Here is a 15,244-nt window from a genome sequence, read left to right as displayed (position 1 = left end):
GCCCGCCCTCTCAACTTCAGTTCAGGATCCTGCCCAGCCGCACCAGCTGCGTCTCGCCGCTGCTGTCGTTGACGCCATCGTTGTCGGTGACGAACAGCACCTCGCCGCTGGCCAGCACCGCCAGGCCCTCGATCTTCTCCAGCACCGGCCCCCGGGTGGCCCGCAGGTCGGGCATCAGGTCGCGCACCAGGGTTTTGGTCAACGTGCTGCCATCGGCCGCGCCGGTCAGGTCGATGCGGTAGAGACGCTTGATGCGCGCATCCGGGCCGTTCTGGTTGTCGCGCTCGACCACCAGGAAGCGGTTGTTGCCCAGCGCGGTGATTTCCGACAGGCCCACCCAGCCGCCGTTGGGCGAGGTCGCCGGGTCCAGCGGGTAGAAGTGGAACTGCCAGGTCTTGGCGGTGAGGTCGTACACCGCGATGCGCGGCATCGTCTCGCCCAGCCAGGCGCGCTGCATCGCCACCACCAGCTTGCCGTTCGACTCGGCCACGCCCTCGAAGCCGTAGCGGGCCTGCAGCGCGTTGACCGCATCCGGCAGGGTCACCACCTCCTGGATCACGCCAGCAGCCGACACCCGCAGCAGCAGGTTGGCCGAGGTGATGTTGCGGCCGGTCTCGTAGGCGGTCTTCGAGCCCGCGCCTTCCGAGGCGATCCAGAAGCCGCCGGCGCTGGCCAGCGAAATGCCTTCCGGGTCCAGGTTCACCGTCTTGTCGGCGTTGATCATCGCCGCGACGTCGGTCTGGTCGAAAGCCTGGTTGTCCCGGGCGGCCGGCAGGGTGGCGCCGAAGGTCTTCAGCACATCGTTGGCATCGGTGATGCGCAGCTCGCTGCGGATGACGGCGGGCGTGACGCCGACATCGACCGTGAAGATGCGGTTGGCGCGGAAGAAGCTGTCGTCGACCGCGTACACCGTGCTGCCGCTGGGCGCCGCCACCATGCCGGACAGGGCGGCCCACGGAATCGGCTTGCCGTCCGCGCGGTCGGCGGACTGGATCGTCGGATAGGCCGGTGCCGCCTTCTGATAGGCATAGATGTTGAACGCCGCGCGGGCCGGCAGGCCACGGTCGTCCATCTCGCTGGCCGACACCATCAGACCGCGCGACGGGATCGTCACCAGGCCTTCCGGGCTGAGCGCACCGGGCAGCGCCTGCTTGTAGACCGGCGCGGTCGGCTGGCTCATGTCGTAGACGGCCACCACGCTGGAGCGCTCGGACGCGACGAACAGGTAGTCCGTCGAGCCGAAGCGGCCGAAGGCGACGTTCTCGGGCTCGTTGCCCTTGGCGTCGTTGCGGCGGTCGTTGGTGTGGCCGATGCGGGCGAGGCGGTATTCCAGGTCCATGCCGACATCGAAGGCCACGCTGCCGTCGGTGTTGAAGAGGGTGAAGCCGCGGCTGCCGCCGTTGAGGTCACCTTCGTTGGCCTCTCTCCCCCGCGATCGCGCCCGACGCGCTGCAACCCGCGCTCGACCTGCAGCGCACGCTGCTGCGCCGGGCCGAGCGCGCGGCGCTGCCGGCCACCGCGCGGCTGGTCGCGCAGCTGCTGCATCAGGATCTGGCCCGGCAGCTCAGCGCCTTCGGGCGCGATCTGGAGCAGGTGCCGGTGCGGCTGGAGGTGCTGGCCGACCTGGAGCGGCGGCTGCTGCTGTGCGTGCGGCTGCAGGCGCTCGACGAGCGGGAGATCGGCGCGCACTGCGGACCGGGTGCGGCTGCCGCTGCTGCTGCCGGCCGGCATCAAGGCCGGCACCATCGAGGTCGGCGTGCACTGGGATCAGGTCGGTCTGGCCTGGGCGGAACGGCTCATTCACTACCAGATCAAGTCCAAGCCCGACACCCCAAGCGACTTCGAGCTGGCGCGGCTGGCCTGGCGTCAGGACTGGGTGGACTGATCGGCGGCTGCGGCCGGCTCCGGGGCGGGTTCCTGGGCGGGTTCGGCCTGGGCCGGCATCGGGACGGCGGCCTGCGGCTCGGCCTCCGGTGCAGGATTCGGGGCGGCATTCGGCGCGATCTTGCCGCTGACCCAGCGCTGCAGCAGCGCAGGCGCACCCTCGTCCATCACCAGCTGCTCGCGCCGGCACAGGTTCAGCAGGTTGCCCACCAACCGGTAGGACAGCGTGGGCAGGTCGTCATGGCCCTGGCCGAACTCGTGCCCGCACAGCAGCAGGCCGCGCAGCACCCAGTTGACCGCCTCGCGGCTGACCTCGTGGCCCGCCTCGCGGCAGCGGTCGCGCACCCGCTTGCCGGTCTCGTTGAGCTGGAAGGGCTGGGCCGCGACATCGACCGCGATCATCTCCAGCAGCGCGCGGAAATCGCGCGGCGACAGCAGCGGCATGCCGATGGCGTCGTGCATCTGGCGCGCCAGCGCGAACAGCGACGGATCCGAGCCCCAGGCCGAGGCGGCCGGATGCGGGCGCACCGTCTGCGGCGCCGACAGCGGACGCGGCGGCACATGGCGCGCCGGGTCATAGAGATGGCCGCCCGAGGCGCTCCAGTCCAGGCGCAGCGGCGCCAGCGGCAGCGCCTCCAGGAAGCGCCGGAAGCTGCCCTGGCCGCCCCACTCCGGTGCCAGGCCGGGATGGCCGGCCATCAGCCGCGAGGCCAGCCGGGCGCAGGGCACCGGCTGGTCGGCACGCTCCACCTCGGCGCGCAGCCAGGCGGTCATCTGCTGCAGCGGCAGCTCCGTGGCCAGGTTGGCTGCGGCGGGGCCGGACGGTGTCGGCTCGGCTGCCTCCGGCACCGTGACGGTCGGCGTCGGCGCAGGCACCGCAGCCTCGTCGACCTCGGCGCCGAAGCCCAGGCCCTCGCGGATGAAGCGGTCGGGCTCGATCAGCAGATCGGCCGAGGCGCGGTAGGCCGCCGACGGGAAGCCCACCGCCAGCACCGTGGTGCGGCGGTCCCAGCGGCGCAGCTTGCGCAGCACCGGGGTGAAGTCGGCGTCGGCCGAGAAGACGATGAACTCGTCGTAGTGCACCGGATGCTGCAGCAGCTCGACCATGTCGAGCACCATGTGGATGTCGGTGCTGGTCTTGCCCTCGCTGGTCATCGACGGGCAGTCGACGATCTCGAAGCCGGCATGGTTGAAGGACGGGCGGAAGCGCTGGTAGACCTGCGGATTGAGGTAGACGCGCCGCACCAGCAGCCGGCGCCGGGTGCGGGCCTGGGCCTCGTCGAGCCCCTCGGGCAGGCCCAGCCCGTCGGTCAGCCAGCCGATCCATTCCAGCGGATGGCGGCCGAAGCGCTCGGCCACCGCCGGATCCAGCTTGCGCAGGCCCGAGTAGACATTGTCGAAATCAACGAAGAGGGCCGACTTCATGGTGTGGGGTCAGGATCGGAGGATCAGGAGCGGGGTCGCGAGGGGCGCAGTGTACGCAGCGCCCGCACTCGCCGGCCGCCCGGCTCCGCAGATCCGGTCAGCATCAGGCGGCGGGCGAGGATTTCAGCCGCAGCAGTGCCCGCACGAAGCCGTGGTCGCTGCGCGTGCGGTCGCGGCCCTCGTGCAGATGGTCGTTGAAGACCTCGACGCGGCGCACGTCGCCCAGCGCGAAGCGCGAGCTGCCGACCCACTCCTCGCTGACCCAGATCTGGTCGAGCAGCTCGGGCCAGCCCTGGAAGACATGCGAATAGGCCAGATCGCGGCGCAGCGCCGGCTCGGTCTGCACATCAAGCGCATGGAACAGCGCGACATCGCGGGCCTGGCGGTCGTAGGCCACCGCCTGCGTCGCGGCGATCAGCTGGCTGGTGACCGAATGCGGGCCGTCGTTCATGTCGCCGAGCAGCACCAGCGGATCGCGGGTGCGGTGGATCAGCTCGATGACCCGCGCACGCAGCGCCGCCGACTCCGCCCCGCGCATGATCATCGAGCGCAGCGACGCCCGCGCGGCCACCCGCGGATCGTCGCGATCCTCGAGCGCGCGGCCCTCGGCGTCCTGCAGGAACTTCGGGCGCTTGGACTTGAGGTGCGCCACCAGCACATGCAGGCGCTGGCCGCGCTTGGTGCGCAGCGTGGCATGCAGCACCGGGCGCTCGAAGCGGGCATGCTCGCCGACCTCCGGCACGACGACCGATTCGCCCGGGCCGAATTCGGCCAGGCTGCGCACCGCCTCGACCTTCAGCCGAGTCACCAGACCGACGCGCGGCGTGCCCTGCGCGCCGGTCTCGGCGCCCGGGGCCAGCGCCTGCATCGACTGCAGGCCGCTGCGCGCCACCGCCGCCTTCAGCGCCGCCTCGTCCCAGACCTCCTGCACGCCGGCGACATCGGCGTTGAGCCGGCGCAGCATCTGGCCGATCCAGTCGAGCTTGCGCTCGTGCTCGGCCATGCCGTAGGGCTCCTGGTTCGGATAGAAGACCCGCCCGGGCAGCGCGAGGTTGAGCAGGTTGCAGCTCGCCACCGTCAGGGGAATCCACTCGACGGGCGCGGCGACAGGCGATGAAGGCTGCGGGGTATCCATGACGCCGCAGTGTGACATTGCGCGGCGTCAGTTCGCTGTAGAGGAGGACAAGTACTGTGGCAACCCCGCACACCGATTTTTCCGGAGGAAGACAGCCATGGCACGTGAAGTCTTTGTCGTCAGCGCCGCACGCACCGCGATCGGCACGTTCGGAGGCACGCTGAAGGACGTTCCTCTGGCCGATCTGGCCACCACCGCCGTCAAGGCAGCCCTGGCCCGCTCGGGCGCGCCGGCCGACGCCGTCGGTCACCTCGCGATGGGCACGGTCGTCACCACCGAGCCGCGCGACTGCTACCTGAGCCGCGTCGCCGCGGTCAACGCCGGCCTGCCCAAGGAGACCCCGGCCTTCAACGTCAACCGCCTGTGCGGTTCGGGCCTGCAGGCCATCATCTCGGCCTCGCAGGCCATCCTGCTGGGCGACTGCGAAGTGGCGATCGGCGCCGGTGCCGAGAACATGAGCCGCGGCGCCTACCTGATGCCCGGCGCGCGCTGGGGCACCCGCATGGGCGACGCGCAGCTGGTCGACCTGATGGTCGGCGCGCTGCACGATCCCTTCCACAAGATCCACATGGGCATCACCGCCGAGAACGTCGGCGAGCAGTTCGGCATCAGCCGCCAGCAGATGGACGAGGCCGCGGCCGAGAGCCACCGCCGCGCCGCCGCCGCCACCGCCGCCGGCTACTTCACCGAGCAGATCGTTCCGGTGGAGATCGCCAGCCGCAAGGGCACGATCAGCTTCGTGACCGACGAGCACATCAAGGCCGACACCACCGCCGAGAGCCTGGCCAAGATGCGCCCGGCCTTCAAGAAGGACGGCGCGGTCACCGCCGGCAACGCCTCGGGCATCAACGACGCCGCCGCCGCGGTCATGCTGGCCAGCGGCGAGGCGGTCAAGGGCCACGGCCTGCGTCCGCTGGCCCGCCTGGTCTCCTACGCCCACACCGGCGTCGAGCCCACCATCATGGGCATCGGCCCGGTCTCGGCCTCGCGCAAGGCGCTCGAGCGCGCCGGCCTGACGGTCGCCGACATGGACGTGATCGAGGCCAACGAGGCCTTCGCCGCCCAGGCCTGCGCGGTCAACAAGGAACTGGGCCTGGATCCGGCCAAGGTCAACCCGAACGGCTCGGGCATCTCGCTGGGCCACCCGATCGGCGCCACCGGCGCGATCATCACCACCAAGGCGGTCTACGAGCTGCAGCGCACCGGCGGCCGCTACGCGCTGGTGACGATGTGCATCGGCGGCGGCCAGGGCATCGCGGCGATCTTCGAGCGCTGCTGATCGGCAGACGCCCGGGACGGTGAGGCCGCATCCGGCCGGCACCGTCCACCTCTTTCATGCGTGCCTCGATTCAGAGGTCGTTCACAGGCCGGTCGGCGACGACCGGCCTTTTTTGCGCCTGCGTTAGCGTCAGCGTCAGATGGAGCGGCTGCCGGTGATCTGCTGGGCGCGCATCGCGGCGGCACGCAGGTCGGCGGCATACGAAGGCTGGGTGGCCTCATAGCGGCCGGCCCACTCGATCAGCTCTTCGGCAGTGCGCGGCTCGCGCGGCTGCAGGCTGCTCTGGGCGGCCTTCATCGCGGCCTGCCACTGATCGACCAGCCAGCCGACCAGACGGACCAGCGGTGCCTGGGCGGCAGCAAAAGCCTGCGACTGAACGGGAACAAGGATCTGGGCCATCACAAACTCCTTAGGGAAAACCCTTGGTTGATGGCAGGAGTTTAGGGTAAACCCCAGGTTCCTGATCAAGAGGAGCCACAAAAGACCATCCTGTTGACTTGGTCTATGAAAATCCTTTTCGGTTACGAGGCAGGTACATCAATCCCGCGTCAGTCCCGATGCGCCACCCGCGCGGCCCGGCCGCTGCGCAGCACCGACCAGGCCAGCCAGATGCCGCCGATGCCGGCGATCAGGAACCCCAGCAGCCCGAAGGCCGGCAGCCCGAACAGCATCGGCCCGCCCCGCACGGTCATGACGATGGACGAGCCGACGATCAGCGCGGCCACCACCATCGCCACCGTCAGCCGGCTGACCGCACGGTCGAGCTGGTCGACCACCCGTTCGAGATGGCGCACCTCGACATGCACCTGCACGCCGGTGCGCTTGGTCTGGCGCAGCATGCGCGCGACCTCGCGCGGCAGGCGCCCGAGCAGGCGCAGGCCGTGCACCGCCGAGGTCCAGCCCCGCTCGGCCAGCACCCGGGGCGAGTAGCGCGCCCGCACCGCCGCCTCCAGCAGCGGCTCGGCCTCGGTGGCCATGTGGAAGTCGGGCGCCAGCGAGCGCCCCAGCCCCTCCAGCGTGATGAAGGTCTTGACCAGCAGCGCCAGATCGGCCGGCAGCGCCAGCCGGTACTCGCGCAGGATGGTGGTGACATCGTTCATCATCCCGCCCAGGCTGAGCTTGGCCAGCGCGGTGCCGCGGTACTGGTCGACGAAGGCGACCACATCCTGCTGCAGCGCCTCCATGTCGGTGTGGCCGGCATCCTCGGTCCACTCCATCAGCACCTCGACCACCGCCTGGGGATCGCGCTGCACCAGGCCGAGCATCAGCGACAGCAGCTGGTCACGGCGCGCATCGCTGAGCCGGCCCATCATGCCGAAATCGATGAAGGCCAGCCGGTTGCCCGGCAGGTAGAAGACATTGCCCGGATGCGGATCGGCGTGGAAGAAGCCGTCCTCGATGATCATCTTCAGCACCGCCTGCGCGCCGCGCTGCGCCAGCAGCATGCGGTCGAGCCCGGCGGCGTCCACCCGCGCCAGCTCATGGCCGGGAATGCCGTCGATGCGCTGCTGCACATTGACCCGCTCGCCGGTCCAGTCCCAGTAGACGGTCGGGATGACGATGTGCTCGCGCCCGGCGAAATGGGCGGCGACACGCTCGGCGTTGTGGCACTCGCTCTGCAGGTCCAGCTCGCGGCGCAGCGAGCGCCCGAGCTGGCGCACCAGGCCGGCCGGCTGGTAGGGGCGCAGGTCGGGCCACTCGTCCTCGGCCAGCTGCGCCAGGCGCTCGAGCAGGCGCAGATCGGCCTCGATGACCGGGCGGATGCCGGGCCGGCGCACCTTGACGATGACCTCGGTGCCGTCGTGCAGCTGCGCGCCGTGCACCTGCGCGATCGAGGCCGCCGCCAGCGGCTCGGCATCGAAGCGGGCGAAGACCTCCTCGGGCGGCGCGCCCAGGTCCTCGGCGAGCTGGGCGCGCACCACCTCGATCGGCACCGTCGGCGCCTGGCTGTGCAGCTTTTCGAGTTCGGCGATCCAGGCCGGACCGAACAGGTCGGCGCGGCCGGCCAGGATCTGGCCGAGCTTGACGAAGGTCGGCCCCAGATCCTCGAGCGCCATGCGCAGCTGCACCGGCGGATCCAGCCGCGCCAGGTCGGCGGCATGGTCCATGCGCAGCACATGGCCGGCGCGGGCCAGCCGATCGGCCCAGCCGAGCCGGCGCACCAGATCGCCCAGGCCGTGGCGAATGAAGACCGCCGCGATCTCCTGCAGCCGGCCGAGATCGCGGGCTGCCGTCAGGGAGGGAAATGCCATGGGCGTGGCGATCAGCGGCCGCCGAGGCGCGACCAGAGGTAGGCGAACTCCAGCGCCTGCAGGTGCGCACGCTGGGCATTGTCGGCCGCGCCGCCGTGGCCGCCCTCGATGTTCTCGTAGTACAGCACCGGCTGGCCGAGCGCCTCGAGCCGGGCGACCATGCGCCGCGCGTGGCCCGGATGCACCCGGTCGTCGCGGGTCGAGGTGGTGAAGAGCGCGCGCGGGTAGCTCACGCCCTCGCGCAGCGCCTGGTAGGGGCTGTAGCGCTCGATCCAGGCGCGCTGCTCGGGCTGGTCGGGGTCGCCGTACTCGGCCATCCACGATGCACCCGCCAGCAGCCGGTGGTAGCGCAGCATGTCGAGCAGCGGCACCTGGCAGACCACCGCGCCGAACAGGTCCGGCCGGCGCGTCATCGCCGCGCCCACCAGCAGGCCGCCGTTGCTGCCGCCCATGATGCCCAGCCGCGCCGGCGAACTCAGGCCGCTGGCGACCAGATCCTCGGCCACCGCGATGAAGTCCTCGTGGCTGCGGGGCTTGTGCTCGCCGACCGCCGCCTGATGCCAGGCCGGGCCGAACTCGCCGCCGCCGCGGATGTTGGCCACCGCCAGCGCGCCGCCGCGCTCGTACCAGGCCAGGCCGAAGCCGCCCGAGTACCAGGGCTGCATCGACACCTCGAAGCCGCCGTAGCCGTAGAGCAGCGTCGGCGTGCTGCCGTCCATCGGCGCGTCCTTCGGGCGCACGACGAAGTACGGCACGCGCGTGCCGTCGGCGCTGGTGGCGAAGCGCTGCTCGGCCACCAGCCCGGCGGCGTCGAAATAGCGCGGGCGCTGCTTGAGCACCTCGGGCGCGTCGCGGCCGGTCTCGGCCAGCATCAGCGAGTCCGGCGTCAGGAAGTCGGCATAGGTGACCCAGTAGTGCTCGGCCAGCGGATCGTCAGGCAGATGCGGCTCGTGCAGCGCGCCGATCCCCAGCGTGCCCGGACCCGGCAGCGCCACCGCGCGGCGCATCCAGCCGCCGGTGGCGGCATCGAAATGCAGCTCCTCGACCCGGTTGGCGACCTGGTCGAGCAGGTTCAGCAGCACATGGCCGCGGGTCCAGGCGCTGCCGCCCAGCGAGCAGGTGGGCGTCGGCGTGAACAGCGCGGTCCAGCGCACCGCCTCGCAGCCCTGCGCCATCAGCGCGTCGGCCTCGGCCACCAGCAGCGAGCCGGCCGGATGGCGCGTGCCGTCGGCCAGCACGAAGTCGCTGCGCAGCTCCATCACCGCCCAGCGCTCGTGAAAGCCCAGGCTGGCGTCGGCCGGCTTGGAGATCTCGCGGCGACTGCCGTCCGGCCCGACCAGCCACATCGCGGTGGTGTAGAAATCGATCGAGCGGCCGTGGATCACACGCTCGAAGCCGGGCGTGTCGTCGATGCTGACCCAGGCCGAGACGTCGCTCGCCTCGCCCTCGTGGATCGTCGGCGCGTCCGCCAGCGGCGTGCCGCGGCGCCAGGCCTTGATGACGCGCGGATAGCCCGAATCGGTCATCGAGCCCGGCCCGAAGTCGGTGCCGACCGCCAGCGTGTCGGCGTCGATCCAGCTGGCGCTGCTCTTGGCCTCGGACAGCGTGAAGCCGCCTTCGCCGGCCGCGATGAAGCGGCGCTCGACCAGGTCGAACTCGCGCACCACGGTCGCATCGGCGCCGCCGCGCGACAGGTCGATCAGGCAACGGCGCCAGACCGGGCGGCCCTCGGCGTCACGCGCCGGCGTGCAGACGTCCGCGCCGTGCCAGACCCAGTTCTCGCCTTCGGCCGCGGCCAGCGCGTCCAGGTCGAGCACCGTCTCCCAGACCGGCTCGGCCAGGCGGTAGCTCGCCAGCGTCGTGCGGCGCCACAGGCCGCGCGGATGCTCGGCGTCCTGCCAGAAGTTGTAGAAGTCGTGGCCGATGCGGCTGACATAGGGAATGCGCTCGCGCGCGTCCATCAGCGCCTTCAGGCGCGGGCGGAACTCGGCGTAGTCGGCACGCGCGCACAGCTCGCCCTCGGTGCGGGCGTTGTGCTCGCGCACCCAGGCCAGCGCGGCCTCGCCATGCACCTCTTCCAGCCAGAGGTCCGGGGCCTCGCCCTCGGGGCGGTCGACGGCGCTCATGCCGCACCTTCCGCGTACGGATCGGCGAAGCCCAGCGCGGCCATCACCTCGCGCTCGCGCTGCTCCATCGCCTCGGCCTCCTCCTCGCTGTCCTCGTGGTCGTAGCCCTGGGCGTGCAGCGTGCCGTGCACCAGCAGGTGCGCGTAGTGGGCCAGCAACTCCTTGCCGTTGGCGGCGGCCTCGGCCTCGACCACCGGCGCGCACAGCACCAGATCGGCCATCACCACCGGCTCGTCGGCGTAGTCGAAGGTCAGCACATTGGTCGCGTAGTCCTTCTGGCGGTACTCGCGGTTGAGCGTCCGGCCCTCCTCGGCGCCGACGATGCGCACGGTGATCTCGCCGGGCAGCTCGAGCGCGGCGCGGATGAAGCGCGCGACCTTGTGGCGCGGCAGCAGCGCGCGGTGGCGCGGATCGGCGAATTGCAGCGACAGGCTCAGTTCGGGGCGGGCAGCGGGCATGGGAGGGGACTTTCTCGGGATCGGATCGAAGAGCGGATCGAAGGACGGTTACTCAGGCCTCGGGCCGCTCGCCCACCGGGCGCGGCCGCGCCGCATCGTAGGCCTCGACGATGCGCGCCACCAGCGGATGGCGCACCACGTCGGCGGCGGTGAAGCGGGTCATCGCGATACCGCGCACCTGGCGCAGCACCTGCGCGGCGTCGACCAGGCCGCTCTTCTGGCCCTTGGGCAGATCGACCTGCGTGGTGTCGCCGGTGACCACCGCGCGGCTGCCGAAGCCGATGCGGGTCAGGAACATCTTCATCTGCTCCGGCGTGGTGTTCTGCGCCTCGTCGAGGATGACGAAGGCATGGTTGAGCGTGCGCCCGCGCATGAAGGCCAGCGGCGCGATCTCGATCTGGCCCTTCTCGAAGGCCTTGGCCACCCGCTCCATGCCCATCAGGTCGTAGAGCGCGTCGTAGAGCGGGCGCAGATACGGGTCGACCTTCTGCGCCAGATCGCCGGGCAGGAAGCCCAGGCGCTCGCCGGCTTCCACCGCCGGGCGGGTCAGGATGATGCGCTGCACGCTGCCGCGCTCGAGCGCATCGACCGCGCAGGCCACCGCCAGGAAGGTCTTGCCGGTGCCCGCCGGCCCCAGGCCGAAGGTGATGTCGTGGCCGAGGATGTTGCGCAGGTAGGCGACCTGGTTGCGGGTGCGCCCGGCCAGCTCGGCGCGGCGCGTCTTCAGCACGATCTCGGGCTCCTCGCCGGCCGGCTCGATCACCGTCTCGCCGGCCTGCACCACCCGCAGCGCCGGGCCCTCGTCATGCAGTGCCTGCACCAGCAGCAGCTGCAGCTCGGCCGGCTCGATCGGCGCGGTGGCACGCTCGTGCAGCTGCTGCAGCACCGCGACCGCGCGCTCGGCGGCGCGGCGTGCGCCCTCGATGCGGAAGGACTCGTTGCGCCGGCGGATGCTGACATCGAAGGCCGCCTCGATCGTGCGCAGATGCTCGTCCAGCGCGCCGCAGACATGGGCGAGGCGCTGGTTGTCGTGGGGAATGAAGGCGTGGCGCAGGATCACGGGTCGAGTGTGAACTATGAGGCACGGGGCCGGAGCCACGATTGTCGCCGCGCGCCGGCATCCGGGGCGGTCCGGCAGAATCGGGCGCCCGCCCGCCACCTCTTCCGGATTTCACATTTCCGTGACCCCGCCTCCCGTTCCGGCCGCCGACGTCCCGACGATCCATGCCTCGCAGGCGACCGACACGCCGCCCGAGTCCGCCGCGCCAGGCTCCTTGCACGAGCCTGCGATGCCCGACGCGGGCGGCGCCGTCCGGCCCTCGCTGCGCCAGCGCATCGAGCGCCTGAGCGGCGGCTCGCTGCTGGCGGCGCTGCACCCGGCGCGCTGGGGCCTGCTGGTGCTGGCGCTGATCGTCGGCGGCCTGTGGCTGGTCGAGCTCGGCAGCCGCGGCAGCCAGGACGACATGACCGTCATCCGCAGCGCGACGCTGATGGCGATGCCCACGCCGGAGCGGCCGCAGGCCGGCGCCCCCCGGCTGATCACCCTGCCGCACGCCTGGGATCATTCGCCGCGGCTGTCGGCGCCGCTGGGCTACCGGGTCCGCTTCGATCTGCCGACGCGCGCCCCGTCCGCCGCAGGCTCGGCCGGGCTGGCAGGCATGGCGGGCCTGTACATCGAACGCCTGTGCGGCGCGCACGAGATCCGGCTCAACGGCTGGCGCCTGGCGGTGCGGGGGCGGCTCGACGTGCCGCGCCCCAACGAATGCCTCGACCCGGTGCTGGTGGCGCTGCCGCCGGCGATGCTGCGTCCGGCCGACAACCAGCTCGACATCATCCTGGCCGCGCAGGTGCGCTCGCAGGTGGCGGTCAGCGAGCATGCCGGCTACCTGTCGCCGGTGCGCATCGGCCCGATGCATCAGCTCGAGGGCATGCAGCGCCGCCTGCAGACCCTGCACACCGGCATCACCCAGGCGCTGGCGATGCTGGTCGGGGCGGTGGGCACCGCCGCGCTGCTGCTGGCCGCGCTCAGCCGCCTGCCCTATCTCGGCTACTTCGGCGCCGCATGCCTGGGCTGGGCGATGCTGTGCGCGCTGCTGACCGGCGCCCACCTGCCGCTGTCGGTGCCCGCCTACGAATGGCTGACCGGCGCGCTGATGCCGCCGATCGCGGTGGCGGCGATCCTCTCGCTGATGCGCTACAGCGGCATCCAGGTGCGCTGGATCGAGCTGTCGGTGGCGCTGCAGAGCATCGTGGTGCCGCTGAGCCTGCTGATCGCCGCGCCCGACCGCATCAGCACCATCACCCAGCCGTGGATGGTGATCCTCTCGCTCGAGGTGCTGGTGGCGCTGGGCGTGTTCCTGCACCGGGCCTGGGCGCGCTCGCCGGCCGACTTCCGCGTCGTCGGCATCGCGCTGGGCATGACGCTGGTGGGCGCGGCCTTCGAGCGGATGATGGTGGCCGACGAGATCCTGCTGCCCGGCGTGCGTGCGATCAGCATCGGCGCGGTGGTGATGTTCGCCGGCATGGTGCTGCGCATGCTGCAGCAGATGCAGGCGGCGGTCGGTGCGGCCGAGGCCGGCCGGCTGGCCGCCGAGCGCCGGGTCGAGGAGATCACCAGCGACATGGAGCGCAACTACAGCCACATGGCCGAGATGCGCGTCGAGCAGGTCACCGCCAAGGAGCGCAAGCGCATCGCCGCCGACCTGCACGACGACCTCGGCGCCAAGCTGCTGACCATCGTGCACACCAGCGAGAGCGAGCGCATCGCCACGCTGGCGCGCGAGGCGCTCGAGGAGATGCGGCTGTCGGTGCGCGGCCTGACCGGCCGCGCGGTGCAGCTCGGCGACGCCATCGGCGACTGGCGCAGCGAGGTCATGATGCGCCTGAGCCAGGGCGGCGTGGAGCTCAACTGGAACACGCCCGACGACCTGCTGATGAGCGAGCGCGCGATGAGCGCACGCGCCTATGTGCAGACCACCCGCATCCTGCGCGAGGCGGTCAGCAATGTGCTCAAGCACAGCGGCGCGACCCACTGCGAGATCTCGATGCGCATGGACATCAACGACTTCGAGCTGACCATTTCCGACAACGGCCGTGGCATTCCGATGGAGCTCGACGGCAAGCTCGACCGCGGCCACGGCATGTCGACGATGAAGGGCCGCGCCAAGCAGCTCCAGGGCCAGTGCCTGGTGGAATCCGGCCCCGGCTACGGCACGACGATCCGGCTGACGCTGCCGCTGTGACCGGCGTGAATCACGTGAACCACGAAGTACCAATGCCCTGGCAACGCCAGTGATCTTTCACGAAATCCGGTCATTTTCGTAACCAGATCCGCCGTGGGGCTCCAGTCGGCCCGGCCGGGTCCACACTCGCATCCGGCCGAACGTTCCCGAGGAAAAGACGATGAAAACGATCCTGCTGCTCGAAGACCTTCCCGAAATCCGTGCCTGGCTGCGCGCCCTGGTGGTGCAGGTGTTTCCCGGCTCGACGGTGGTGGAATCCGCACGGGTGCATGACGCGCTGCAGCAGGTCGGCGCGCACCGCTTCGACCTGGCGATGATCGATCTGGGCCTGCCCGACGGCTCCGGCGTCAAGGTGGTGCAGGCGCTGCGCGAGGCCCAGCCCGACGCGCAGTCGGTGGTGGTCACCATCCACGACGACGACGATCACCTCTTCCCGGCCTTGCAGGCCGGCGCCTACGGCTATCTGCTCAAGGAGCAGCCGCGCGAGCAGCTGATGGAGCATCTGCAGCGCATCAGCCAGGGCGAGCCGCCGCTGTCGCCGTCGATCGCGCGCCGGATGATCTCCTATTTCTCGGCGCAGGCGAACCGCCCGGCGCTGCAGCCGCAGCAGACCCAGGACTCGCTGATGCCCAACGTGCAGCTCACCGAGCGCGAGCGCGAGGTGCTGCTGCGGGTGGCCAAGGGCTTCACGCTGCCGGAGATCGGCGTGCAGCTCGGCCTGTCCCGCCACACCATCGCCGACTATGTGAAGCAGATCTACCGCAAGCTCAACGTGAGCTCGCGCGCCGAAGCGGCGCTGGAGGCTCAGCGCCTGGGCCTGTTCCGGCGCTGAGGCGCTCGCATAATCGCGTCCCATGATCGGACGACTCACCGGAACCCTGGCGGAAAAATCCCCGCCGCTCGTGCTCATGGATGTCGGCGGCGTCGGCTACGAGGTCGACGTGCCGATGAGCACCTTCTGCAGCCTGCCGCACCTGGGCGAGCGCGTCACGCTGCACACCCACATGGTGGTGCGCGAGGACGCGCAGCTGCTCTACGGCTTCCTGACGCTGGAAGAGCGCGAGACCTTCCGCCAGCTCATCCGCATCAGCGGCGTGGGCCCGCGCATCGCGCTGGCGGTGCTGTCGGGCATGAGCGCGCAGGAACTGGCGCAGGCGGTGAGCCAGCAGCAACCCGGCCGCCTGGTCAAGGTGCCCGGCATCGGCAAGAAGACCGCCGAGCGCCTGCTGCTCGAGCTCAAGGGCAAGCTCGCGCCCGACCTGGGCGTGCCCGCCGGCTCGGTCGTCACCAGCGACGCCCAGGCCGACATCGTGCAGGCGCTGGTCGCGCTGGGCTACAGCGACAAGGACGCGGCCGCCGCGATCAAGGCGCTGCCCGCCGACATCGGCGTCAGCGACGGCATTCGCGCGGCGCTGAAATCACTGGTGAAATAGACAGTCCTTC

Annotated in this window: 13 protein-coding genes; 5 read left to right on the top strand and 8 right to left on the bottom strand. The window is 71.0% G+C overall.

The genetic code is table 11. The features are described from left to right. Positions 1-16 precede the first annotated feature (16 nt). Complete coding sequence (locus tag HZU84_RS03760) at positions 17-1,357, bottom strand: esterase-like activity of phytase family protein (protein ID WP_149502379.1); 1,341 nt, start codon at positions 1,355-1,357, stop codon at positions 17-19. Between the two features lie 342 nt (positions 1,358-1,699). On the opposite strand from HZU84_RS03760, the gene HZU84_RS03755 reads away from it, so the two are divergent. Then, positions 1,700-1,885, top strand: a complete 186-nt coding sequence (locus tag HZU84_RS03755; RefSeq protein ID WP_149502378.1) for a hypothetical protein — start codon at positions 1,700-1,702, stop codon at positions 1,883-1,885. Here HZU84_RS03755 and HZU84_RS03750 read toward each other — a convergent pair. Together HZU84_RS03750 and HZU84_RS03745 are read right to left on the bottom strand one after the other, a co-directional pair. After that, entirely contained in the window at positions 1,867-3,309 is a 1,443-nt protein-coding gene (locus HZU84_RS03750; protein WP_149502377.1) for an NYN domain-containing protein, read from the bottom strand. The genes HZU84_RS03755 and HZU84_RS03750 overlap by 19 nt on opposite strands. A 103-nt stretch (positions 3,310-3,412) precedes the next feature. Then, positions 3,413-4,444, bottom strand: coding sequence for an endonuclease/exonuclease/phosphatase family protein (locus HZU84_RS03745; protein WP_149502376.1), 1,032 nt, complete (start codon positions 4,442-4,444; stop codon positions 3,413-3,415). A gap of 97 nt (positions 4,445-4,541) precedes the next feature. Between HZU84_RS03745 and HZU84_RS03740 the strand changes: the two genes are divergently transcribed. Further along, positions 4,542-5,723 (top strand): acetyl-CoA C-acyltransferase family protein, encoded by a 1,182-nt coding sequence (locus tag HZU84_RS03740; protein WP_149502375.1) that lies wholly within the window; start codon positions 4,542-4,544, stop codon positions 5,721-5,723. A 135-nt stretch (positions 5,724-5,858) separates the two neighbouring features. Here HZU84_RS03740 and HZU84_RS03735 read toward each other — a convergent pair whose 3' ends face one another. The 5 genes from HZU84_RS03735 to HZU84_RS03715 all read right to left on the bottom strand — a co-directional run bounded on the left by HZU84_RS03735 (position 5,859) and on the right by HZU84_RS03715 (position 11,619). Continuing rightward, positions 5,859-6,122 (bottom strand): hypothetical protein, encoded by a 264-nt coding sequence (locus HZU84_RS03735; protein ID WP_149502374.1) that lies wholly within the window; start codon positions 6,120-6,122, stop codon positions 5,859-5,861. Positions 6,123-6,271: 149 nt separating this feature from the next. Next, complete coding sequence (locus tag HZU84_RS03730; protein ID WP_149502373.1) at positions 6,272-7,975, bottom strand: ABC1 kinase family protein; 1,704 nt, start codon at positions 7,973-7,975, stop codon at positions 6,272-6,274. A gap of 11 nt (positions 7,976-7,986) precedes the next feature. Next, positions 7,987-10,101 (bottom strand): prolyl oligopeptidase family serine peptidase, encoded by a 2,115-nt coding sequence (locus tag HZU84_RS03725; protein WP_149502372.1) that lies wholly within the window; start codon positions 10,099-10,101, stop codon positions 7,987-7,989. After that, positions 10,098-10,559: an rRNA maturation RNase YbeY gene (ybeY, locus tag HZU84_RS03720; protein ID WP_149502371.1), complete on the bottom strand. Its 462-nt coding sequence runs from the start codon at positions 10,557-10,559 to the stop codon at positions 10,098-10,100. The genes HZU84_RS03725 and ybeY overlap by 4 nt, the downstream gene beginning before the upstream one ends. Before the next feature lie 52 nt (positions 10,560-10,611). Beyond that, a complete protein-coding gene (locus HZU84_RS03715) occupies positions 10,612-11,619 on the bottom strand; it encodes a PhoH family protein (RefSeq protein WP_149502370.1) in 1,008 nt (335 codons plus the stop codon). Between the two features lie 121 nt (positions 11,620-11,740). On the opposite strand from HZU84_RS03715, the gene HZU84_RS20895 reads away from it, so the two are divergent. From HZU84_RS20895 to ruvA, 3 genes are all read left to right on the top strand, one after another. Then, positions 11,741-13,801 carry a sensor histidine kinase gene (locus HZU84_RS20895; RefSeq protein WP_180692779.1) on the top strand — a complete coding sequence of 687 codons (2,061 nt, stop codon included), beginning with the start codon at positions 11,741-11,743 and terminating at the stop codon, positions 13,799-13,801. A gap of 160 nt (positions 13,802-13,961) precedes the next feature. After that, positions 13,962-14,633, top strand: a complete 672-nt coding sequence (locus HZU84_RS03705; RefSeq protein ID WP_149502368.1) for a response regulator — start codon at positions 13,962-13,964, stop codon at positions 14,631-14,633. Between the two features lie 22 nt (positions 14,634-14,655). Then, positions 14,656-15,234 (top strand): Holliday junction branch migration protein RuvA, encoded by a 579-nt coding sequence (ruvA, locus tag HZU84_RS03700; protein ID WP_149502367.1) that lies wholly within the window; start codon positions 14,656-14,658, stop codon positions 15,232-15,234. Positions 15,235-15,244 lie beyond the last annotated feature (10 nt).

Source organism: Sphaerotilus sulfidivorans (genome assembly GCF_013426975.1).
In the GTDB taxonomy this organism is placed as follows: Bacteria; Pseudomonadota; Gammaproteobacteria; order Burkholderiales; family Burkholderiaceae_C; genus Sphaerotilus; species Sphaerotilus sulfidivorans.
Note: the sequence above shows the minus strand (reverse complement) of the source record. Positions and strands in the feature narration are given on the sequence as shown.